The sequence below is a fragment of the Pseudomonas sp. GW822-FHT06B12 genome, assembly GCF_058799675.1.
Map to the genome: position 1 here is coordinate 979,039 of NZ_JBXALR010000001.1, position 20,820 is coordinate 999,858.

18 protein-coding genes are annotated in these 20,820 nt (G+C 59.3%); 16 read left to right on the forward strand and 2 right to left on the reverse strand.

The window, feature by feature from the left end; genetic code table 11:
• The first annotated feature begins 19 nt into the window (after positions 1-19).
• Complete coding sequence (locus AC1RKH_RS04495) at positions 20-1,615, forward strand: ABC transporter permease (protein WP_493061386.1); 1,596 nt, start codon at positions 20-22, stop codon at positions 1,613-1,615.
• Positions 1,612-2,718: an ABC transporter ATP-binding protein gene (locus tag AC1RKH_RS04500; RefSeq protein WP_493061292.1), complete on the forward strand. Its 1,107-nt coding sequence runs from the start codon at positions 1,612-1,614 to the stop codon at positions 2,716-2,718. Before AC1RKH_RS04495 ends, AC1RKH_RS04500 begins: the two co-directional genes overlap by 4 nt.
• A 10-nt stretch (positions 2,719-2,728) precedes the next feature.
• On the opposite strand, the gene AC1RKH_RS04505 is transcribed toward AC1RKH_RS04500, so the two are convergent.
• On the reverse strand, positions 2,729-3,652 hold the full coding sequence (locus AC1RKH_RS04505) for a site-specific integrase (protein WP_123424905.1): 924 nt from the start codon (positions 3,650-3,652) through the stop codon (positions 2,729-2,731).
• 543 nt (positions 3,653-4,195) lie between these two features.
• On the opposite strand from AC1RKH_RS04505, the gene arnB reads away from it, so the two are divergent.
• From arnB to AC1RKH_RS04555, 10 genes are read left to right on the forward strand one after another with little or no spacing between them, the layout of a single operon-like run.
• Positions 4,196-5,338, forward strand: coding sequence for a UDP-4-amino-4-deoxy-L-arabinose aminotransferase (arnB, locus tag AC1RKH_RS04510; RefSeq protein WP_123424687.1), 1,143 nt, complete (start codon positions 4,196-4,198; stop codon positions 5,336-5,338).
• 5 nt (positions 5,339-5,343) lie between these two features.
• On the forward strand, positions 5,344-6,363 hold the full coding sequence (arnC, locus tag AC1RKH_RS04515) for an undecaprenyl-phosphate 4-deoxy-4-formamido-L-arabinose transferase (protein WP_493061293.1): 1,020 nt from the start codon (positions 5,344-5,346) through the stop codon (positions 6,361-6,363).
• Positions 6,360-8,351, forward strand: a complete 1,992-nt coding sequence (arnA, locus tag AC1RKH_RS04520) for a bifunctional UDP-4-amino-4-deoxy-L-arabinose formyltransferase/UDP-glucuronic acid oxidase ArnA (protein ID WP_123424689.1) — start codon at positions 6,360-6,362, stop codon at positions 8,349-8,351. The genes arnC and arnA overlap by 4 nt, the downstream gene beginning before the upstream one ends.
• Positions 8,351-9,235: a 4-deoxy-4-formamido-L-arabinose-phosphoundecaprenol deformylase gene (gene arnD / locus AC1RKH_RS04525; protein ID WP_493061294.1), complete on the forward strand. Its 885-nt coding sequence runs from the start codon at positions 8,351-8,353 to the stop codon at positions 9,233-9,235. The genes arnA and arnD overlap by 1 nt, the downstream gene beginning before the upstream one ends.
• Positions 9,232-10,881 carry a lipid IV(A) 4-amino-4-deoxy-L-arabinosyltransferase gene (gene arnT / locus AC1RKH_RS04530; RefSeq protein ID WP_493061295.1) on the forward strand — a complete coding sequence of 550 codons (1,650 nt, stop codon included), beginning with the start codon at positions 9,232-9,234 and terminating at the stop codon, positions 10,879-10,881. The genes arnD and arnT overlap by 4 nt, the downstream gene beginning before the upstream one ends.
• A complete protein-coding gene (gene arnE / locus AC1RKH_RS04535; RefSeq protein ID WP_123424692.1) occupies positions 10,878-11,222 on the forward strand; it encodes a 4-amino-4-deoxy-L-arabinose-phosphoundecaprenol flippase subunit ArnE in 345 nt (114 codons plus the stop codon). The genes arnT and arnE overlap by 4 nt, the downstream gene beginning before the upstream one ends.
• Positions 11,219-11,632: a 4-amino-4-deoxy-L-arabinose-phosphoundecaprenol flippase subunit ArnF gene (gene arnF / locus AC1RKH_RS04540; protein WP_123424693.1), complete on the forward strand. Its 414-nt coding sequence runs from the start codon at positions 11,219-11,221 to the stop codon at positions 11,630-11,632. Before arnE ends, arnF begins: the two co-directional genes overlap by 4 nt.
• A complete protein-coding gene (locus AC1RKH_RS04545; RefSeq protein WP_493061296.1) occupies positions 11,629-13,002 on the forward strand; it encodes a UDP-glucose dehydrogenase family protein in 1,374 nt (457 codons plus the stop codon). Before arnF ends, AC1RKH_RS04545 begins: the two co-directional genes overlap by 4 nt.
• Positions 13,003-13,016: 14 nt before the next feature.
• Positions 13,017-14,624: an ArnT family glycosyltransferase gene (locus AC1RKH_RS04550; RefSeq protein WP_493061297.1), complete on the forward strand. Its 1,608-nt coding sequence runs from the start codon at positions 13,017-13,019 to the stop codon at positions 14,622-14,624.
• Between the two features lie 42 nt (positions 14,625-14,666).
• Complete coding sequence (locus tag AC1RKH_RS04555; protein ID WP_493061298.1) at positions 14,667-15,188, forward strand: GNAT family N-acetyltransferase; 522 nt, start codon at positions 14,667-14,669, stop codon at positions 15,186-15,188.
• Between the two features lie 263 nt (positions 15,189-15,451).
• Here the strand turns inward: AC1RKH_RS04555 and AC1RKH_RS04560 are convergent, their stop codons facing one another.
• Positions 15,452-16,417, reverse strand: a complete 966-nt coding sequence (locus AC1RKH_RS04560) for a LysR family transcriptional regulator (protein ID WP_493061299.1) — start codon at positions 16,415-16,417, stop codon at positions 15,452-15,454.
• Positions 16,418-16,712: 295 nt separating this feature from the next.
• Between AC1RKH_RS04560 and argH the strand changes: the two genes are divergently transcribed.
• The 4 genes from argH (at position 16,713) to AC1RKH_RS04580 (ending at position 20,799) form a co-directional block, all read left to right on the forward strand.
• A complete protein-coding gene (gene argH, locus AC1RKH_RS04565; protein ID WP_493061300.1) occupies positions 16,713-18,140 on the forward strand; it encodes an argininosuccinate lyase in 1,428 nt (475 codons plus the stop codon).
• Between the two features lie 149 nt (positions 18,141-18,289).
• On the forward strand, positions 18,290-19,165 hold the full coding sequence (locus tag AC1RKH_RS04570) for an amino acid ABC transporter permease (protein WP_123424705.1): 876 nt from the start codon (positions 18,290-18,292) through the stop codon (positions 19,163-19,165).
• Positions 19,166-19,185: 20 nt separating this feature from the next.
• Positions 19,186-19,950, forward strand: coding sequence for an amino acid ABC transporter ATP-binding protein (locus tag AC1RKH_RS04575; RefSeq protein ID WP_401113709.1), 765 nt, complete (start codon positions 19,186-19,188; stop codon positions 19,948-19,950).
• A 24-nt stretch (positions 19,951-19,974) separates the two neighbouring features.
• Entirely contained in the window at positions 19,975-20,799 is an 825-nt protein-coding gene (locus tag AC1RKH_RS04580; protein WP_123424707.1) for an ABC transporter substrate-binding protein, read from the forward strand.
• Positions 20,800-20,820: the final 21 nt, after the last annotated feature.

The window sequence follows — 20,820 nt, forward strand, 5'->3', positions numbered from 1 at the left end:
GATGTCCAAGCCAGTCGCGCTGCCAGAAGCTACCGAAGTCGTCCATCTGACGACTCTGGCCACCCCTCGTCCACACCCTCGCCGCGCCTCCGGGAGGCGCAGCGGCTCGTGGGTGGTGGCCATATCCATTCTGGTGTCGTTGCTGGCGCTGCTGCCGTTGGCGTTTGTCATCGGCATTTCCATCAAGACCGGCTGGGCGACGATCGCCGAGCTGGTCTTGCGACCTCGGGTCGCCGAACTTTTGATCAACACCGTTCTACTGGTGGTGATCACGATTCCTTTATGTATCGCGCTGGGCGTGGCACTCGCCTGGTTGACCGAACGCACCGACCTGCCGGGCCGACGCCTCTGGTCGGTACTGGCAACGGCACCGATTGCGGTGCCGGCGTTTGTGCACAGTTATGCCTGGGTCAGCCTGGTACCACCGATTCACGGGTTGTTTGCCGGGGTACTGGTTTCGGTTATCGCCTACTTCCCGTTCCTCTACCTGCCAATCGCCGCCACCCTGCGGCGCCTCGACCCGGCCATCGAAGATGTCTCCGAATCACTGGGGCTAAAACCCTGGGCGGTGTTTTTCCGGGTCGTGCTGCCGCAACTGCGCCTGGCCATCTGTGGCGGCGCCTTGCTGGTCGGGCTGCACTTGCTGGCCGAATACGGCCTGTACGCGATGATTCGCTTCGACACCTTCACCACGGCGATCTTTGACCAGTTCCAGTCGTCCTTCAACGGCCCGGCGGCGAACATGCTGGCCGGGGTTCTGGCGCTGTGCTGCCTGCTGATGTTGACCGCCGAATCAGCCTCCCGTGGCCATGCCCGTTACGCCCGGGTCGGTTCCGGCAGCGCGCGCCTGCAACGTACCCAGCGTCTGACACGCAACACCAAAGCCGTCATGTTGTTGCTGCCGATCATCAGCAGCGTGCTGGCACTCGGCGTGCCGCTGATTACCCTGGCCCAATGGTTGATTGCCGGTGGCGCGGAGGTCTGGCGCATGTCGGAAATCCTCCCTGCGTTGAAGCAAACCCTTGTTCTGGCCAGCGTTGGCGCGGTCATCACCACCTGCGCGGCAGTTCCGGTGGCCTGGCTGTCGATACGTTCACCGGGACGCCTGCATCGCATTCTGGAGAGCTGCAACTACATCACCAGTTCATTACCTGGAATCGTCGTGGCGCTGGCACTGGTGACAGTTACCATCAACTTCGCCCGGCCGATTTACCAGACCACCATCACCGTGCTGCTGGCGTACCTGCTGATGTTCTTGCCACGCGCGCTGGTCAGTTTGCGTGCGGGCATTGCCCAGGCGCCGGTAGAGCTGGAAAACATCGCCCGCAGCCTGGGCCGCTCGCCGAGCAAGGCGCTCTGGCTGATTACCATGCGCCTGGCCGCACCGGGCGCAGCCGCCGGTGCCGCGCTGGTGTTCCTGGCAATCACTAATGAGCTGACCGCGACCCTGTTGCTCTCGCCGAGTGGCACCCGCACCCTGGCCACCGGTTTTTGGGCCATGACCAGCGAAATCGACTACGCCGCAGCGGCACCTTACGCGCTGATCATGATTTTGCTTTCGCTTCCGTTGACCGCGCTTCTCTATCATCAATCCAAACGCACGGCAGGCCGATGAACGCTCTCGAACTGAACTCCATCTACAAAACCTTCGGCGCCCTGCCCGCCCTCGACAACGTCAGCCTGTCGGTACCCGCGGGCAGCCGCACGGCTATCGTCGGCCCTTCCGGCTCGGGCAAGACCACCTTGCTGCGGATGATTGCCGGGTTCGAGTTTCCCGATTCGGGCAGCATCTCGCTCAACGGCCAGACACTGGTCGACGGTTCGACCGAAGTCCCCGCGCATCAGCGCATGATTGGTTATGTACCGCAGGACGGCGCGTTGTTTCCGCACATGACGGTTGCCGGCAACATCGCCTTTGGACTCTCGGGTGACTCCGCCTTGAAGCAAGCTCGCGTCGCCGAGTTGATGGACATGGTGGCGCTGGATTCGCGCATGAGCCAACGCTGGCCGCACGAACTTTCCGGTGGCCAGCAACAGCGGGTAGCCCTGGCCCGCGCCCTGGCGCAACGGCCGCGGCTGATGCTGCTGGATGAACCCTTCTCTGCACTGGACACCGGCCTGCGGGCGTCCATGCGCAAGATGGTTGCCAGGCTTCTGTCAGACACCGGCGTGACCACCATTCTGGTTACGCACGACCAGTCCGAAGCGCTGTCATTCGCCGATCAACTGGCCGTGATGCGTCAAGGCCGGCTGGTGCAGACCGGACAACCGATGGACCTGTACCTGCGCCCTCATGATGAAGAAACGGCGTTGTTCCTCGGCGATGCCGTGGTCATGCCTGCATGGGTCGAAAATGGCCACGCGACCTGCGACCTGGGACGGGTTCATGTCTCCAACACCTCGCAAAACGGCGCGGCGCGGATCATGTTGCGGCCCGAGCAATTGCAGATTTCCAGTCAGGCCGCAGATCTGGAACAGGTTGACGGCTGTATCGGGGTAGTGACCGATCGCGACTTTGGCGGCAATACCTGCACCTTGACGGTGGAACTGAAACTGCCCTCACCCGCGAAGAACGGAGAGTCAGCGAGCCGCTCGTTACTGGTTCGAAGCTCCGGGGTACACGCACCGGAAGCGGGCAGTCTGGTGCACATTTCGACCTTGGGTCATGCGCACGTACTGACTGAGCCCGTTCGCCGACAGGCAGTTGCGGCGCCCTGATCGATCCCGCTCAGAGGTCAAATCGATCAATCGCCCGGCGCCGCTCGTTGTCATCACGCACGTCGTAGTTGGCGGTCGTCTGGATATTGCTGTGATGGGCCAGTTTCTGGGCGATCGACAGGTCATGCTCCTCGATCACCCGGGTGATGAACGAACGGCGAAAGTCGTGAGGCATGATCTTCACCCCCACCTGCGCACCGCGCTGTCGTGCAATGTAATAGATCGCGTGCTTGGTAATCCGCTCGCGGGTGATGTGGCTGCCGCGGCGAATCCGGTTGAACAGGAACCCATCGTCTTCCTGCCCTGGCGACAACAGCGACCGACGCAAATCAAGCCACGCTTGCAGCTTGGCGAACGCCCAGCTCGGCGCATATTTGATCAGTTGCTTGTTACCTTTGGCCGTGACCCGCAGGCTGCGTTCGGCAAAGTCGACTTGCGCAAGGTCCAGGTTCACCGACTCGGACTTGCGCATCCCCGAACCGTAGAGAATCGCAATGATCGCGGCATCGCGCAGACCCTGAGGCCTTGGGTCGGCAGCGCAGACCGCCATCAGGTCGCGAATCAGCGTGCGCTTGAGGTTGCGCCCCTGAGACAACCGGGTGCCGGCGATGCCTTTGACCGAGCGCATCTTCAGCAGGTGCTCGTGACTGATCAGGCTCAGGCGCCAGGCTTCGTTCATCACGCCGCGCACAGCGTTGACGTACAGCGAGGACGTATTGGGGGCGTAACCGTCACTGCGCAGCGTCGCGACCAGTGCGATAACATGCTCGGGTTGAAGTTCGTGCCAAGGGATTTCTTCGATGTTCAGCTCTTCAAAGCCCAGTCGATCTGCGGCATCCTGTAACACATAGCGCATGGTCAGCTGACTTGAAGGGGCAAGACGCGCCAGATAAAACGTCAGGGAGTTGGGCTTGGCCGACCGAATGGCTGTCATTTCTGGCTGGGCGGTGGCGCAGCGAGGCAATGCGGTGTCGGGTAGATCAATCAAACTGAACCGGCCTTAAATGAGCGCCCCTCAACGTACGAAATTTGTGTTGAGAACGATGGAAAATGGAGATCAACAGGGTAACGGATCGGCGATGCACAGGCCATATGATGGGCTTTTTCGCAGTGCCAAAAAAATGGCGAGAGCTGTCAGAAAGGACTTTAAGCTATGAAAAACCCTGAACATTTGCTGTAAAGGTTACAGTTAAACATTCTCGATACCGGTTTTTCATGTCCCTTTCACATTTTCGAGATTACCCTCTGCGCATCCGGAGCGATGCCTTTGGGTCGTTCAAACTGCCGACCGACAAAAAATAAGTCAATTAGTGCACTTTTCCCAAAAGATTGGTTAACTGATTGATATACTTTTCGTTTTTTACGTCTACGCTGTCACGGACGACGCTTCGAAGCACCGCTTCGAGCTGATTCGCAGCATGTGACCGCTGATTTACCGCCTACCAGGGCTGTTGACACTTCCAAACCCGAGGTCCACATGAATCAGGCTTTTCTCCCCTTCTCTCGCCCAAGTATCGGTGATGAAGAAATCGCCGCCGTCGAGCAGGTTTTACGCTCCGGCTGGATCACTACCGGGCCGAAGAACCAGGAACTGGAGGAGCAATTCGCACAGTACGTAGGTTGCAAGCACGCCGTAGCACTGTCTTCGGCCACCGGCGGCATGCACATCACGCTGCTGGCGCTGGGTATCGGCCCTGGCGATGAAGTGATCACGCCGTCGCAGACCTGGGTCTCGACCGCCAACATGATCTGCCTGTTGGGCGCCACTCCGGTGTTTGTCGACGTCGACCGCGACACCCTGATGACCGACGTCCAGGCCATCGAAGCCGCCATTACCCCACGCACCAAAGCGATCATCCCGGTGCACTACGCCGGTGCCGCGTTCGATCTCGATCCGCTCTATGCGCTGGCAGACAAGCACGGTATCGCCGTCATCGAAGACGCCGCCCACGCTGCCGGTACCCGTTACCGTGGCCGCGCCATTGGCGCTCAGGGCACCGCAATCTTCTCGTTCCACGCGATCAAGAACATGACCTGCGCCGAGGGCGCAATGTTCGTCAGCGACAATCAAGCGCTGGCCGATCGTGTGCGCATGCTCAAGTTTCATGGCCTCGGTGTAGACGCTTACGATCGCCTGACCCATGGCCGTAAACCTCAGGCCATGGTCATCGAGCCGGGATTCAAGTACAACCTGGCCGACATCAACGCAGCCATTGCACTGGTGCAATTGCAGCGTCTCGACGAAATCAACGCCAAGCGTACAGCGCTGGCGCAGACCTATCTGCAACGCCTGGGAGGCCTGCCGGTACAACCACTGAGTGTGCCGACCACTTACCCGCAGCAACACGCCTGGCATCTGTTTATACTGCGCATCGACGCTGAACGTTGCGGGATGGACCGCGAGGCGTTCATGAAAGCCTTGCAAGAACAGAATATTGGTACGGGTATTCACTTTGTGGCCACCCACCTGCACACTTACTACCGCCAGCGATTCCCGGACATCCATCTGCCCAACACCGAGTGGAACTCGGCACGGCTGTGCTCGATCCCGCTGTTCCCCGACATGACTACCGACGATGTCGAACGCGTCGTTGGCGCCATTGAAAACATTCTGGACTGAAGCCTTTGAAGCCATATCCAATTAACTGCGTGTCGATCGTTATCCCGGTCTACAACGAAGAAGAAAGCTTGCGTGAACTGCTACGCCGGACCGAAGCGGCCTGTCAGCAACTCAAGCACGAGTACGAGATCGTACTGGTCGATGACGGTAGCCGCGACAACTCGGCTCAAATTCTCGAAGACGCCGCTCAGCGTGAAGGCAGTTCAGTGGTTGCGGTCATTCTTAACCGCAACTACGGCCAGCACGCGGCAATCATGGCTGGTTTCGAGCATTGCAAAGGCGATGTGGTCATAACCCTCGACGCCGACCTGCAGAACCCGCCGGAAGAAATCCCCCGTTTGGTGGAACAAGCCGAGCTGGGCTACGACGTGGTTGCCACTGTGCGCAACAATCGCCAGGACTCGGCCCTGCGCCGCTGGCCGTCGAAGCTGATCAACCTGGCGGTGCAACGCTCCACCGGCGTTGCCATGAGCGACTACGGCTGCATGCTGCGCGCCTACCGCCGCACCATCGTCGACGCCATGCTGGCCTGCCGTGAACGCAGCACCTTCATCCCGATCCTGGCCAACAGCTTCGCCCGCCACACCACCGAGATTCTGGTGCAGCACGCCGAGCGCGAGCACGGCGAGTCGAAGTACAGCCCGATGCGTCTGATCAGCCTGATGTTCGATCTGCTGACCTGCATGACCACTACCCCACTGCGCCTGCTAAGCATCATTGGCTTCAGCCTGGCGGCGCTGGGCATGTTGTTTGCCTTCCTGCTGATCTTCCTGCGCCTGATCTTCGGCGCCAGCTGGGCGGGTGGCGGCACCTTCGTCCTGTTCGCCGTGCTCTTTGTGTTCACGGGTGGCCAGTTCATCGGCATGGGCCTTCTGGGTGAATACCTGGGCCGCATGTACAGCGATGTTCGCGCCCGACCGCGTTTCTTTATTGAAAAAATCCTACGTAACCAACCCGCTGCTCCTGCTCCCGTTGTCACTGTCGACGGTCTGCCTTCCACCCCTACTGATCAGGTTTCGCCATGAGTTCAAAAGCTGTTGTTTTCGCCTATCACGACATTGGCTGTGCAGGTATCGAAGCACTGCTCAACGCAGGTTTCGAGATTGCTGCCGTGTTCACCCACGCCGACGATCCGAAGGAAAACACCTTCTACGGCTCGGTCGCGCAACTGTGCGCCCGTAAAGGCATTCCTGTGCACGCACCGGAAGACGCCAACCACCCACTGTGGATCGAGCGCATCGCCAAACTGAACCCGGACTACCTGTTCTCGTTCTACTACCGCAACCTGTTGGGTGAGCAACTGCTGGCTACCGCCCGCAAAGGCGCGTTCAACCTGCACGGCTCGTTGCTGCCAACCTACCGTGGCCGCGCTCCAGCGAACTGGGTACTGGTCAACGGCGAAACCGAAACCGGCGTGACCCTGCACCGCATGGTCAAGCGTGCCGACGCTGGCGCGATCATCGCCCAGCAACGCGTTGCGATCGAGCGTGCCGATACCGCTCTGACCCTGCACGGCAAGCTGCGCGAAGCCGCTTCCAACCTGCTGCGTGACACCCTGCCATTGCTGGCTCAGGGCAAAATCACCGAAACCGCCCAGGACGAATCCAAGGCCACTGTTTTCGGTCGTCGTACTGCGGCAGACGGCAAGCTGGTCTGGAAGAAACCGGCTGAAGAGCTGTTCAACCTGGTTCGCGCCGTGACCCAACCTTACCCGGGTGCTTTCTGCGCCGTGGGCGAGCACAAACTGATTGTCTGGAGCGCTGAAGTCGTCAAGGGCAACGAAGGTCTGGCACCAGGCCGCGTGATCAGCGTCGACCCTCTGCGTATCGCTTGCGGCGAAGACTCCCTGGTCGTCACTTCGGGTCAGCGTAACGAAAACGGTCTGTACCTGAGCGGCCCGCAACTGGCCAATGAACTGGGTCTGGTCGACGGTTCCGTACTGCGTGGCGCTGAATCGGGCCGTGCCCCGCGTCGCACCCGCGTACTGATCCTTGGCGTCAACGGCTTCATCGGTAACCACCTGTCCGAGCGCCTGCTGCGTGACGACAAGTACGACGTCTATGGTCTGGACATCGGTTCCGACGCTATCGAGCGTCTGCGCAGCCATCCAAACTTCCACTTCGTCGAAGGCGATATCAGCATTCACTCCGAGTGGATCGAATATCACATCAAGAAGTGCGACGTGGTTCTGCCGCTGGTGGCCATCGCCACCCCAATCGAATACACCCGCAACCCGCTGCGCGTATTCGAACTGGACTTCGAAGAGAACCTGAAACTGGTTCGCTACTGCGTGAAGTACAACAAGCGCGTGATCTTCCCGTCGACTTCCGAAGTCTACGGCATGTGCCAGGACAAGAACTTCGACGAAGACACCTCGAATCTGATCGTTGGCCCGATCAACAAGCAACGCTGGATCTACTCGGTCTCCAAGCAACTGCTGGACCGCGTGATCTGGGCTTACGGCGCCAAGGGCCTGAACTTCACCCTGTTCCGTCCGTTCAACTGGATGGGCCCACGTCTGGACCGTCTGGACTCGGCACGTATCGGTAGCTCCCGCGCCATCACCCAGCTGATCCTGAACCTGGTGGAAGGCACGCCAATCCGTCTGTTCGACGGCGGCGAGCAGAAGCGTTGCTTCACTGACATTGCCGACGGTATCGAAGCTCTGGCGCGTATCGTTGATAACGAAAATGACGCGTGCAACGGTCAGGTCATCAACATCGGTAACCCGGACAACGAAGCCAGCATCCGTCAGCTGGGCGAAGAACTGCTGCGTCAGTTCGAAGCTCACCCGCTGCGCGCCAACTTCCCTCCGTTCGCCGGTTTCCGCGACGTAGAGAGCAAGGCGTTCTACGGCGCTGGCTACCAGGACGTGGAACACCGCAAGCCAAGCATCGAAAACGCCAAGCGCCTGCTGGACTGGACGCCAACCGTCGAGATGAGCGAAACCATCGGTAACACGCTGGACTTCTTCCTGCGCGAAGCCATGCTCGAAATCGCGGACAAGCGCTGATGCAGGCAGGTCTTCGGATCGATGTCGACACCTACCGAGGTACCCGTGAGGGGGTACCCCGGTTGTTGGAGATGCTCGATGAAGCACAAGTCAAGGCGACGTTTTTTTTCAGCGTTGGTCCGGACAACATGGGGCGCCATTTATGGCGCCTCATCCGTCCGCAGTTTCTCTGGAAAATGCTCCGCTCCAATGCCGCGGGTCTGTACGGCTGGGATATTTTGCTGGCCGGCACTGCCTGGCCCGGCAAACCCATCGGCCGTGACCTGGGGCACCTGATGCGCCAGACCCTCGCGGCTGGCCATGAAGTCGGTTTACACGCCTGGGATCACCACGGCTGGCAAGCCAACGCAGGGCGCTGGAGCGACGCTGACCTGATCGAGCAGATTCGCCGGGGCGTAGACACCCTCAGCGATATTCTCGGGCAGAGCGTGGACTGTTCGGCGGCCGCCGGTTGGCGCGCCGATGAGCGGGTCATCGAAGCCAAGCAACGTTTTGGCTTTCGTTACAACAGCGACTGTCGCGGACAAAGCCTGTTCCAGCCTCGGCTGGCAGACGGTAGTCTCGGCACGCCACAAATTCCGGTCGACTTGCCAACCTTCGATGAAGTGGTGGGTCCCGTCGTAGCAGCCAATGAGTTCAACTCATACATTCTTGACCGATTCAGCCCCTCGAAGCTGAACGTATATACGATACATGCGGAGGTAGAAGGGATTCTGATGGCAAACGATTTCCGTCAGCTACTGGTCGACGCGCGTCAGCGCGACATCCAGTTCCAGCCTTTGGGTAACTTGTTGCCCGCCCAGCCGACAACCCTGCCTCAAGGCCGCGTAATACGTGGCGCCCTTGAAGGCCGAGAAGGATGGTTGGGAGTGCAAGGCGCATGAGCAAACGCTGGGCTTTGCCGTTACTGCTTATCGCTTTCGGTCTGGTCTATCTGTTGCCGCTGGGCACGCATGGTCTGTGGATTCCGGATGAAACCCGCTACGCCCAGGTCAGTCAGGAAATACTCCTGAGTGGCAACTGGGTGTCGCCGCACTTCATGGGCCTGCGTTATTTCGAGAAGCCGATTGCCGGTTACTGGATGATCGCGATCGGCCAGGCCCTGTTCGGTGACAACCTGTTCGGGGTGCGCATTGCGTCGGCACTCTCGACCGGTTTGAGCATCGTGCTGACCTACCTGATCGCACGCAGGCTCTGGAACGATCCGCGTAAAAGCATCGCCAGCGCATTGCTGTACATGAGTTTCGCAGTAATCGCCATTCAAGGGGGCTACGCCAACCTCGACCCGCAATTCACTTTCTGGGTCAACCTGAGCCTGGTGGCCTTGTGGTTTGCGCTGGACAGCAACAGTCGCAATGCGCGACTGATGAGTTGGGCGAGCCTGGGTCTGGCCTGCGGCATGGGCTTCCTGACCAAGGGTTTCCTGGCCTGGTTGCTGCCGGTACTGATCGCCCTGCCCTACATGATCTGGCAAAAACGCTGGCGTGAACTGCTGGTGTACGGCCCGCTGGCAATCGTGGTTGCGATTGTCATCAGCCTGCCGTGGGCCCTGGCCGTGCATGTGCAGGAGCCCGATTACTGGCGTTTCTTCTTCTGGCACGAGCACATCCGCCGCTTTGCCGGTGACGATGCGCAGCACGCCTCCCCTTGGTGGTTCTACCTGCCGATGTTGGTAGCGTTCAGCTTGCCGTGGGTGGCGTTCCTGCCTTCGGCGCTCAAACAAGCCTGGCAAACCAGGCGTCAGGCCAGCAGCGGATTCCTGTTGCTGTGGCTGGTCCTTCCGTTGGCGTTTTTCAGCCTCAGCAAAGGCAAGTTGCCGGCCTACATCCTGCCGTGCCTGTTGCCTCTGGCGCTGTTGATGGGGAATGCACTGATTGACCGACTGAACCTGGGGCAAAGCCGACTGTTCAGGATCAACGGCCTGCTGAACCTGGTCATCGGTCTGACCACCCTGCTGGCGATGGTTTACCTGCAACTGAAAAACCCCGTGTATGTCGATGAAATGCACAACCTGGTGCTGGTGTTCATCGTGCTCATGGGCTGGATCCTGTCCAACCTGCTGCTGGTATTCCGACCGTTCAGCGCATGGGCTGCACCGGCAATCGGCAGCTGGCTGCTGATCGCCATTCTGCCGGCCGCATTGCCGCACTCGGTGGTCTACAACAAGATGCCCGACCAGTTTGTCCTCCAGCACATTGACGAACTCAGCCAGACCAAAAGCCTGCTGAGCAATGACCTGGGGGCCGCATCTGCAGTCGCCTGGCGTCTGCAACGTCCTGAAGTGGCGTTGTACAACACCATCGGCGAAGTGAAATACGGCCTGGATTATCCGGATGCCGCTGCACGTCGGGTCGATACCGAGCATGTGCAGCAGTGGATGAGCGAAGCCCGCAAGACCGGCCCGGTCGGCGTGGTCATGCGCGTCAAGGGTGACGACGAAATCCGCGAACTCGAACTGCTGCCTAAAGATGGCAAGCATTACGAGCAAGGCAACATGGTTATTCTGATCATCCCGCAGAGCGCGCCATGACCCTGATACTGCTGTTGTCGGCCTGCCTGCTGACCTGTCTGGGTCAGATCGCCCAGAAATACGCCGTCGAAAGCTGGCGCGGCAAAGACTCCGGCTGGGGCGAGAAATTGCTCTCGCCGTGGCTGTGGCTGGCCCTGGCCAGCCTGGGCTTCGGCCTGTTGGTGTGGCTATTGGTGTTGCAGCGTCTGGAGGTCGGTGTCGCCTACCCGATGTTGAGCCTCAACTTTGTGCTGATCACCCTGGCCGCCCACTTCGTCTTCCACGAAACCATTGATCGTCGTCACTGGATCGGTGTTGCGCTGATCATCGCCGGCGTCGTTCTACTCGGGAGGCACGCATGAGCCTTCGTCGCGGAATCAGCTTTGCCATGGGCAGCGTGGCGCTGGTCAGTGCAGCCCAATTGGGCATGCGCTGGAGCATGAGCCATTTACCGCTGCCCGATCAGTGGCTGCAGGCCCTGAGCAACAGCAGTATCGACCTGCTCGCGCTCGGCGTGGTGCTTGCCTCGATCTGCGCTTACGCCCTGTCCATGTTGTGCTGGCTCGCCGCGCTGCGCGATCTGCCGCTGGGCCGGGCCTACTCGTTGTTGAGTATCAGCTATGCACTGGTGTATCTGTTGGCCGCCAGCCTGCCGCTGTTCAACGAAAACTTCAGTCTTTCCAAAACACTCGGGGTGGCCTTGGTCATCCTCGGTGTCATCACTATTAACTCTCGAACTGCCAGCGCCCCAGAAGTCAGGAATGCCTCATGAAAATCAGTGTAATTGGTAGCGGTTATGTAGGTCTGGTGCAGGCGACTGTCCTGGCTGAAGTCGGTCATGATGTCGTGTGCATGGACGTCGATCAGAACAAGATCAAAATGCTGCAGAAAGGCCACGTCACTATCTTTGAACCAGGGCTGGAGAGCATGGTCAAGGAGAACCTGGAGAGCGGGCGCCTGCACTTCACCAGCGACGAGAAGATGGCGATCGAGCACGGCCAGGTGTTGTTCATCGCGGTCGGTACGCCGTCGGACGAGGACGGCTCGGCCGACCTGAAATATGTTCTGTCCGTGGGCGACGCCGTCGCGCGCCATCGGGTCGAGCCGCTGATTCTGGTGGAAAAATCCACTGTTCCGGTCGGTACCGGCGACACCCTGCGCGCGCACATTGAAGAAGTGCTGAAGAAAGCCGGGCGCACCCTGGAGTTCGATATCGTCTCCAACCCGGAATTCCTCAAGGAAGGTTCGGCCGTCAGTGACTGCCGTCGCCCTGACCGCATCGTCATCGGTTGCGAACGTGAAGAAGTCCGTGAAGTGATGCGCGACCTCTACGCCCCCTTCAACCGCAACCATGACCGCATCATGTTCATGGACCTGCGCAGCGCCGAACTCACCAAGTACGCAGCCAACTGCATGCTTGCGACCAAAATCAGCTTTATCAACCAGATCGCCGAACTGGCCGAACACCTGGGTGCTGATATCGAAGCCGTGCGCATGGGCATCGGTGCAGACCAGCGCATCGGCTACCACTTCATCTACCCTGGCTGCGGCTATGGCGGTTCGTGTTTCCCGAAAGATATGCGCGCGTTGATCCACAGCGCCCAGGAAGCCAATTGCTCCAGCGACCTGTTGCAAGCGGTCGAGGCCATTAACCAGCGGCAGAAACACAAGCTGTTCGAACGCATCAATGCGTTCTACAAAGGTGAGCTGAAAGGCAAGACCTTCGCTCTCTGGGGCCTGGCGTTCAAACCCAACACCGACGACATGCGCGATGCGCCAAGCCGGGTGCTGATGGAAGCGTTGTGGGCTGCCGGTGCACACGTACGGGCCTTCGACCCTGAAGCCATGCAGGAAACCCAACACCTGTACCCGGATCAACCGAACCTGTCGCTGATGGGCACCCCGGAATCCGCGCTGGTAGGCGCAGACGCCTTGATCGTTTGCACCGAATGGCAACAGTTCAAGGCGCCGGATTTCAAATTGATCGAAGAGCGTCTCAAAGCTCCGGTGATCTTCGACGGGCGTAACCTGTATGACGCTGATCGCCTGGCACGCAAAGGCTTCAAGTACTTCCCGATGGGTCGTGGCGAGTCGCGCAATCTGCCAATCCCTCAGCAACAGTGGCCAGCTGCTTCCGTTTAAGCCCAGGAGGCCGCGTGCACGCATATCCATCGACAGGGATCCGTCAACAATCGTTAGGTCTGGGGCTACTGGCGCTGCTGCTGTTCTGCGCCGGGGTCTACCAGCAATCGGCGATCGGATTCGACTCGCGGTTTGTACTGTTTGCCCAGGAAATGCTGCGCCATGGGCCGGGATTCTTCCCGACCACCTATGGCCAGCCTTACGCTGATTACTGGGCCACTTCGACGTTTTTTACCTGGCTGCTTTCGTTGCCCTTTGGCCAGGTAAACGCGTTGACGGCCTGGTTACCCAGCGCCATTGCCTCGGCAACGATTGTCACGCTGATGTACCGACTGGTAGCGCCCTACTCCAGAACCTGGGCGCTGATCAGCATCGCCCTGATGCTGCTCAGCAATATGTTCATCACCGAAACTCGCGCCGTGTCCCTCGACCAGATGGTCGCGGCCGTGACTTTTGCTGTGTTCTATCTGGGCTATGCCACTGACCATTTCCAGGCACCACGACGACTGTTGTTGATACTCGTGTTGCTGGTACTGGGCTTTGCCATTCGTGGGCCGATCGGCTTAGTGGTACCTACCGGTGTGTTGTGCACTTATTACCTGCTCAATGGCCAATGGCGCCGGATGATCAGCGTCGGCTTGCTGGCTGCGTTGCTGCTGGCAGCCGGTATCGGCCTGTTGCTGTGGCTGGCACACGTCAGTGGTGGCCCGACCTTCGTAGAAGACGTGATCCGCATGCAGTTCATGGGGCGCATGGACGGTCGAGAAGGTGCGAGTGGCGCGCTGTATTACTTCAGTAGTTCCTTGGGCAACTACGCACTGGCGTACCCTTTGGCGGCATTGGTGCTGGCCGCGGTGTTGCTGGTCGGGCGCAAGGACCGTGGACCGGCGTTGCGTCTGCTGACTTTGTGCACGGCTGCCGGGCTGATCGTGATGATTGGCCTGTCGATTCCGATGGCGAAAAAAGCCCGCTACATGCTGCCGATGCTGCCGATGGCGGCAATCGTCGCGGCGTATCCGTTCCAGGGTGCGCAGGGTCGGGTATTCCAGTGGTTACGCGGCCTGATGCAGGGCCTGTGGTTGCTGATGCCTGGCTTGCTGATCATTGGGCTGGTGGTGGCCAAGCGACGCTTTCCGGAGCATCTCACCTCGATGACGGCGGTGATGGCGATTCTCGGCGTGTTGCAGGTGATCGCACTGGGGCTGTTGTTCAAACCGCGTCTGCGTGCAGTGGGCCTGGCGTTCGCCGCGGTGCTGGCGCTGTGGTCGACCTACATTCTGGTGTTCGAGCCGGTGGAGCGTTCGCTCTACGACACACGCACCTTTAGTCGCGCAGCCGTTGAGCTGATTCAAAAAGACCCGGCGCCCGTGGTGTTGCACGCCATGGGCAAAGACGCCAAGGCCATCAAGTTCATGGTCAACGTCGATCACGACTTGCTCCCGGTTTTCACTTCTTCAGTGCAAGAGCTGGAGAACCTGACAGGCCCTGCCTGGCTGGTGATGGATAAAAGCGACTACGAGGCCCTGAAAGGCTCTCGGCTGGCGACATTGCAGCCGGTGCTTAACGGGACCTTCGACAAGAACGATTACGTCCTGCTGCATCTGGTACCCGTGCAACCCTGAACCGGTTGCACTTCGTCAGGGCGCTTGCTTAAGCTTGCGCCCATGACTCCTTCCCTCCGCCGTGCCCAACTCGCCGATGCCAGCGCGCTGCCCGCCGTAGAGCGTTCAGCTGCCGCCCTCTTCCGTCACGATCCCGAACTCACCTGGCTCGCCGACGCCCCCGTGACCAGCATCGAACAGCACCAGCGCGACATCGAGTCCTCACTGGTCTGGGTTGCCGAGGCGACTGATAGATCAATTGTGGGCTTTCTCAGCGCCCATACCGTCGATACCGAACTGCATATCCAGGAAGTGTCCGTCAGCAGCGGGTTTCAGGGTCAGGGCCTGGGACGCAGGTTGTTGCAGACCGCCCTTGAGCACGCACGCCATAGCGGATTGATCGCGCTGACGCTGACGACCTTTCGTGAACTGCCATGGAACGAGCCGTTTTATCGGCGATTCGGTTTTCAAACACTGCCGTTTTCCAGTCTCGATCAACGCTTGAAAGCGGTGCTGGAAGCAGAAATCTCCCATGGATTGCCGGGTACCCGACGGTGTGCCATGCGTTATTGCATCGAGCCATAAGGGCTACTGTATCGTTAGAAAATGGGTGCAGGAACAGTCGCCCCGCGCCCCGAACTTTCACCGTATTGCCCCATCTTTCGTTGAAAGATTTCAGATTGATATCAGTCAACACTTCAGGCAAAACAGATGGGTTGTTTTACTTGTCCACCGACCACTTGAGGAAGTGTTCGACGCACCCTGTCAGAGGCTATAAATGCCAAACCCTGCGACAACTCCGCCGTGCTATCAGTGGCTATCAACCAAGCAGAAATTCGCGCTTGATGTCAGGCGCCGGACTTCAGATCCACCCCCAACGCCCGGGCGAACGCCTTGACCAAAGGACTGCGCACCGTGTTGTGCCGCAGGATCAGGTTGAACGTTGTATTGAAGCTGATCAGGTCCGGCCGCAAGGCTCTGAACGTGCCTTGTGCAACCAGTGACGCCGCATAGTGCTGCGGAAGAAAACCCAGGAAACGCCCGGTTTTGATCAGCATGGCGACCGCTTCGACCTGCGACGCCGAAGCGGAAAAACTGTCGTACCGGGCAAACGTCAGCTTGTCGCGGTGAATGGCGTAGCGATGGTTGATGAACTCGTGATGCTTGAGCACATCTTCGCCCATCTCCTCGTCCGGAACAGTGAACAGCGGGTGCCCCACCGCACAGTAGGCTTCCGACCTTTCTTCATACAACGCGAAGTAATCGAATTCTTCTCTTTTCTGATAAACCGGCACTATGCCGGCGACTAACCGACCCTCTACAACGCCTCTTTCCACTTCATCCAGTTGCGAGGCATGAAGTTGAAATCTCACCTTCGGTGACTCTTCATTTATTCGTTTAAGCGCTGCAACTAACGGAGAATTTTCATCGGTAATCGTATTGTCGATAACCCCTACCCCCAAGTCCCCGATCAATTCATTCTGCGCGCAACTAAGCCGGTCTCGAAAGTTATCGACCGAGGCAAATAAATCGATCGACGCCTGGTACACAAGACGCCCTTCTTCGGTCAGGCAAAACCCCTCTCGCCCCCGTGTACACAAGCGCATGCCGATGCGAATTTCGAGGTCGGAGATCTGTTTGCTGATGGCTGCAAGCCCCACATTCAGCTCGTTTTGAGCGGCGCTGAACCCACCGGCCTCGACCACCGCCTTGAACACTTTGAGCAGTTTGAAGTCCAGCCCGCTGAGGGCCAAAGGGGCTCGATGGGCCGTTTTCAACGGCGGGTTTCCAGAATTGGAAAGTGGGGTTTCCATAATGCTTATTTACCTCTGGCGCCCGATTCAACAACCTGTGTCCAACAACAAAAATAACGCTGGCTAATAATAATGAACACAGAAAACCAGGCTTGGCAACTCCCAATAATTCCCCCCAGTCAGCGCCAAGTCGCTGATTCGAAACTATTAAAAGCTGACACTTCGATCAGCTCTCGCCATTTGCAACTGCCCTCTTGAAAACTGCATGAGCCGAACCACGCCCGGAAGATCCCGGCGAGCGTTCAAGGCTCTGCGTAACGACATCAGTTCGTATTACCGACGAGGAAAAATAACAATGACTCAAGCAACCGATCGTTTGTGGGGCGCGCGTTTCAAAAGTGCTCCGTCCGAAGCCCTGGCAGCCCTGTCCCGCTGCCCTGAACGGTACTTCCGCCTCACCCCTTACGACCTGGCCGGTTCCAAGGCTCATGCAGGGGAACTGCACCGCGCCGGGCTGCTCGATGCGCAAGAAACCCAAACCATGCTCGATGCGCTGGAGCGCATCGGCGAAGACTTCCGCGCAGGTCTCGTCAGCCCGACGCTGGATGACGAAGACGTCCACACCTTCATCGAGCGCCTGCTGACCGAACGCCTGGGTGCACTGGGCGGCAAGCTGCGCGCCGGACGCTCGCGCAACGACCAGACCGCCAACGATCTACGGCTGTTTCTGCGTGATCACGTTCGCACCCTGACCACTGAAGTGTTGGCCCTGCAACAGGCGCTGGTCGACCAGGCCGAGCAACACATTGAAAGCATTTGCCCTGGCTTTACTCACCTGCAACAGGCGCAGCCGATTGTGTTCGCCCACCACCTCTTGGCCCACTCCCAGTCGATGCTCCGCGACGTGCAACGTCTGGTCGATTGGGATGTGCGCACCTCGCTGTCGCCGTTGGGCGCGGCAGCCATGGCCGGTTCCGCCATCGCCCGCCAGCCACAGCAATCGGCCAAGGAAATGGGCTACAGCGGTGTCTGCGAAAACTCCATTGACGCGGTAGCCAGCCGCGACCACGTCGCCGAGTTCCTGTTCGTGGCGAGCATGCTAGGTGTCAATATTTCGCGGTTGGCCGAAGAGTTTTGCCTGTGGTCTTCACGGCAATTTCGTTGGGTCGCGCTGGACGATGCCTATGCCACCGGCAGTTCGATCATGCCGCAGAAGAAAAACCCGGACATCGCCGAACTGGCTCGTGGCAAGGCGGGTCGTTTGATCGGCAACCTGACCGGTCTGCTCTCGACCCTCAAATCCCTGCCGTTGTCCTACAACCGCGACTTGAGCGAAGACAAAAACGGCGTACTCGACAGCGTCGACACCCTGCTGCTGGTGCTGCCGGCCATGGCCGGGATGGTCGCGACCATGAAGGTCAACGTCGAAGAACTGCGGCGTCAGGCGCCGCTGGGCTTCACCCTCGCCACCGAGGTCGCCGACTGGCTGGCGGTGCGCGGTGTGCCGTTCAAGGAAGCCCACGAAATTACCGGCGCTCTGGTTCAGGCCTGTGAAAAACACGACATCGAACTCTGGGAAGCCTCACCCGCGCTGCTCGCCGAGATCGATGTACGACTGACGCCCGAAGTCCGCGACAGTCTGACTCTGGAAGCCGCCATCGCTGCGCGCAGTGGCTGGGGCGGCACCGCGCCGCAACAGGTCCGTGAACAGATCGGTCGCTTGAAAACCGCCCTCGCCGCACAACAGCAATGGGCGGCGGACTATCAGGGCTTTCGTCTCTGAAGCACTGCACAGAACCTGTGGGAGCGAGCTTGCTCGCGATAACTGTGGGTCAGCCAACATCGATGTTGAATGTGATACCGAAATCGCGAGCAAGCTCGCTCCCACAGGTGTTTGGCTTGATCTGCAAGACCAGCGTACGGAGAAACACCATGAACCAGACTCAGGCAGAGCTCCTCGCGGAGCGTAAACAGGCCGAAAACCAGTTCGACATCACCCAGTACGAACATGTGCCGCGGCGCTATTACGGGCGGATCTTCTTCGCCACGCTGATCGTCGTCGCCATCGTCGGCCTGGTCAGGGCCTTTGCCGAGGGCAAGATCGAGTGGTCGTACATCGGCCAGTTCCTGACCTCCCAGGCGATTTTGTTCGGCTTGCTCAACACCATCGTCATGGCCGTGCTGGCGATGGCGTTGGGGATTGTCTTCGGGGTGATTACCGCCGTGATGCGCATGTCGGCGAACCCGATCCTGCGCTATGTCGCGGTGACGTACACCTGGCTGTTCCGTGGTACGCCACTGATTCTGCAACTGCTGTTGTGGTTCAACCTGGCGCTGATTTTCCCCACCATCGGCATTCCCGGGGTGATCCAGCTCGATACCGTCAGCCTGATGACACCCTTCGTCGCCGCGCTGCTGGGCCTGAGCATCAACCAGGGCGCCTATACCGCTGAAGTGGTGCGCGCCGGCCTGCTCTCGGTGGATACCGGCCAGTACGAAGCCGCCAAGTCGATCGGCATGCCGCGCCTGCAAGCGCTGCGCCGGATCATTCTGCCGCAGGCCATGCGCATCATCATTCCGCCGGTCGGCAACGAGTTCATCGGTATGGTCAAGATGACCTCGCTGGCCAGTGTGATCCAGTACTCGGAACTGCTCTACAACGCCCAGAACATCTACTACGCCAACGCCCGCGTGATGGAGCTGCTGATCGTCGCCGGGATCTGGTACCTGGCCGCCGTCACCGTCTTGTCCTTTGGTCAAAGCCGTCTGGAGCGTCGTTTCGCTCGTGGCGCCGGCAAGCGCTCGTGAGTCGCGCAGGAGAATTGAACATGAGAAGCATCGTCAAGGCCGTTGGCCTGAACAAGTACTACGACCAATACCACGCGCTCAAAGACATCAACATCGAAGTCGAACAGGGCGAAGTGCTGTGCATCATCGGGCCGTCCGGCTCCGGCAAAAGCACCTTGCTGCGTTGCGTCAATCAGTTGGAAAAAATCGACAAGGGCGGCCTCTGGGTCGACGGCGAACTGGTCGGTTACCGCATTGCCGGCAACAAACTGCACGAGCTCAACGAGTCGCAGATTGCCCGCCAACGCCTGGCCACCGGCATGGTGTTCCAGCGTTTCAACCTGTTTCCGCACATGACCGTGCTGCAAAACATCATCGAAGGCCCATGCCAGGTGCTCAAGCGCTCGCCCAAGGAAGCGCACGAAGATGCACTGGAGCTGCTGGCCCGCGTCGGCCTGGCCGACAAGCGCAACAGCTACCCGATCGAACTCTCGGGTGGTCAGCAACAACGGGTAGCTATTGCCCGAGCGCTGGCCATGCGGCCCAAGCTGATGCTGTTCGATGAACCCACTTCGGCACTCGACCCGGAACTGGTCGGTGAGGTGCTGTCGGTGATGCGTGATCTGGCGCAGACCGGCATGACCATGATCGTCGTCACCCATGAACTGGGCTTCGCCCGCGAGGTTTCCAATCGCATGGTGTTCATGGACGGCGGGCAGATCGTGGAGGCTGGAAGCCCCGAAGAAATACTAATAAGTCCACAAAACCCGCGCACCCAAAGCTTCATTTCTGCCGTTCGCACCTAACGACAACTCAAAAAGAGAACGACCATGAAAAACCTTCTTATCCCTGCAGTACTGGCTGGTCTGATGGCCTCTTCGGTGACCTGGGCAGCTGATTTGCCCGCGAGCATCAAGGCCAAGGGCGAAATCGTCGTGGCGATCATGCCCAACTATCCGCCGATGGATTTCAAGGACCCGGCCACCAACACCCTCACCGGTCTGGACTACGACCTGGGTAACGCCTTGGCCGAGCGTCTGGGCGTGAAGATCAAATGGCAGGAAACCGGCTTCGAGCAAATGATCAATGCCTTGACCACCGATCGCGTAGACGTGGTGCTGTCGGGCATGACCGACACCGCCGAGCGTCAGCAGAGCGTGACCTTCGTTGACTACTTCACCAGCGGGCCGCAGTTCTACACCCTGCAAAAGAACAAGGACACCAACGAAATTGCCGACCTGTGCGGCAAGAAAGTCGGGACCAGCCGACGCACCACCTTCCCGGCGGAAATCGCCGAGTGGAGCAAGGCCAATTGCGAGGCGAAGGGTAAACCGGCGATCAACGTGATCGGCACCGAAGGCTCCGCCGACGCCCGTGCGCAACTGCGCCAGAGCCGCATTGACGCGGCGATGCAGGGCAGCGAAACGTTGTCGTACCTGAAGACTCAGGAAAAAGACACCTACAAGACCGTGGGGGCGCCGATCTCGGTGCAGTTCAGCGGGCTGGGCGTCAGCAAGAAGAAGCCTGAGTTGAGTGAGGCAGTGAAGGTGGCGTTGCAAAGCATGATTGATGACGGCAGCTATCAGGCGATTTTGAAGAAATGGGATCTGGAGTTGGGGGCGATTAAAACCGTGACCATCAACGCCGGTAAGTAAGCATCTGAGGGATGCCCTTTG

Excerpts from the sequence above, each read along its gene's own strand:
- AC1RKH_RS04580 (WP_123424707.1), top strand. The coding sequence starts at position 19,975 with ATGAAAAACCTTCTTATCCCTGCAGTACTGGCTGGTCTGATGGCCTCT.
- AC1RKH_RS04570 (WP_123424705.1), top strand. The coding sequence starts at position 18,290 with ATGAACCAGACTCAGGCAGAGCTCCTCGCGGAGCGTAAACAGGCCGAA.
- arnA (WP_123424689.1), top strand. The coding sequence starts at position 6,360 with ATGAGTTCAAAAGCTGTTGTTTTCGCCTATCACGACATTGGCTGTGCA.
- arnT (WP_493061295.1), top strand. The coding sequence starts at position 9,232 with ATGAGCAAACGCTGGGCTTTGCCGTTACTGCTTATCGCTTTCGGTCTG.
- AC1RKH_RS04545 (WP_493061296.1), top strand. The coding sequence starts at position 11,629 with ATGAAAATCAGTGTAATTGGTAGCGGTTATGTAGGTCTGGTGCAGGCG.
- AC1RKH_RS04575 (WP_401113709.1), top strand. The coding sequence starts at position 19,186 with ATGAGAAGCATCGTCAAGGCCGTTGGCCTGAACAAGTACTACGACCAA.
- AC1RKH_RS04560 (WP_493061299.1), bottom strand. The coding sequence starts at position 16,417 with ATGGAAACCCCACTTTCCAATTCTGGAAACCCGCCGTTGAAAACGGCC.
- AC1RKH_RS04505 (WP_123424905.1), bottom strand. The coding sequence starts at position 3,652 with ATGACAGCCATTCGGTCGGCCAAGCCCAACTCCCTGACGTTTTATCTG.
- argH (WP_493061300.1), top strand. The coding sequence starts at position 16,713 with ATGACTCAAGCAACCGATCGTTTGTGGGGCGCGCGTTTCAAAAGTGCT.
- arnB (WP_123424687.1), top strand. The coding sequence starts at position 4,196 with ATGAATCAGGCTTTTCTCCCCTTCTCTCGCCCAAGTATCGGTGATGAA.
- AC1RKH_RS04500 (WP_493061292.1), top strand. The coding sequence starts at position 1,612 with ATGAACGCTCTCGAACTGAACTCCATCTACAAAACCTTCGGCGCCCTG.
- AC1RKH_RS04555 (WP_493061298.1), top strand. The coding sequence starts at position 14,667 with ATGACTCCTTCCCTCCGCCGTGCCCAACTCGCCGATGCCAGCGCGCTG.
- arnD (WP_493061294.1), top strand. The coding sequence starts at position 8,351 with ATGCAGGCAGGTCTTCGGATCGATGTCGACACCTACCGAGGTACCCGT.
- arnE (WP_123424692.1), top strand. The coding sequence starts at position 10,878 with ATGACCCTGATACTGCTGTTGTCGGCCTGCCTGCTGACCTGTCTGGGT.
- arnF (WP_123424693.1), top strand. The coding sequence starts at position 11,219 with ATGAGCCTTCGTCGCGGAATCAGCTTTGCCATGGGCAGCGTGGCGCTG.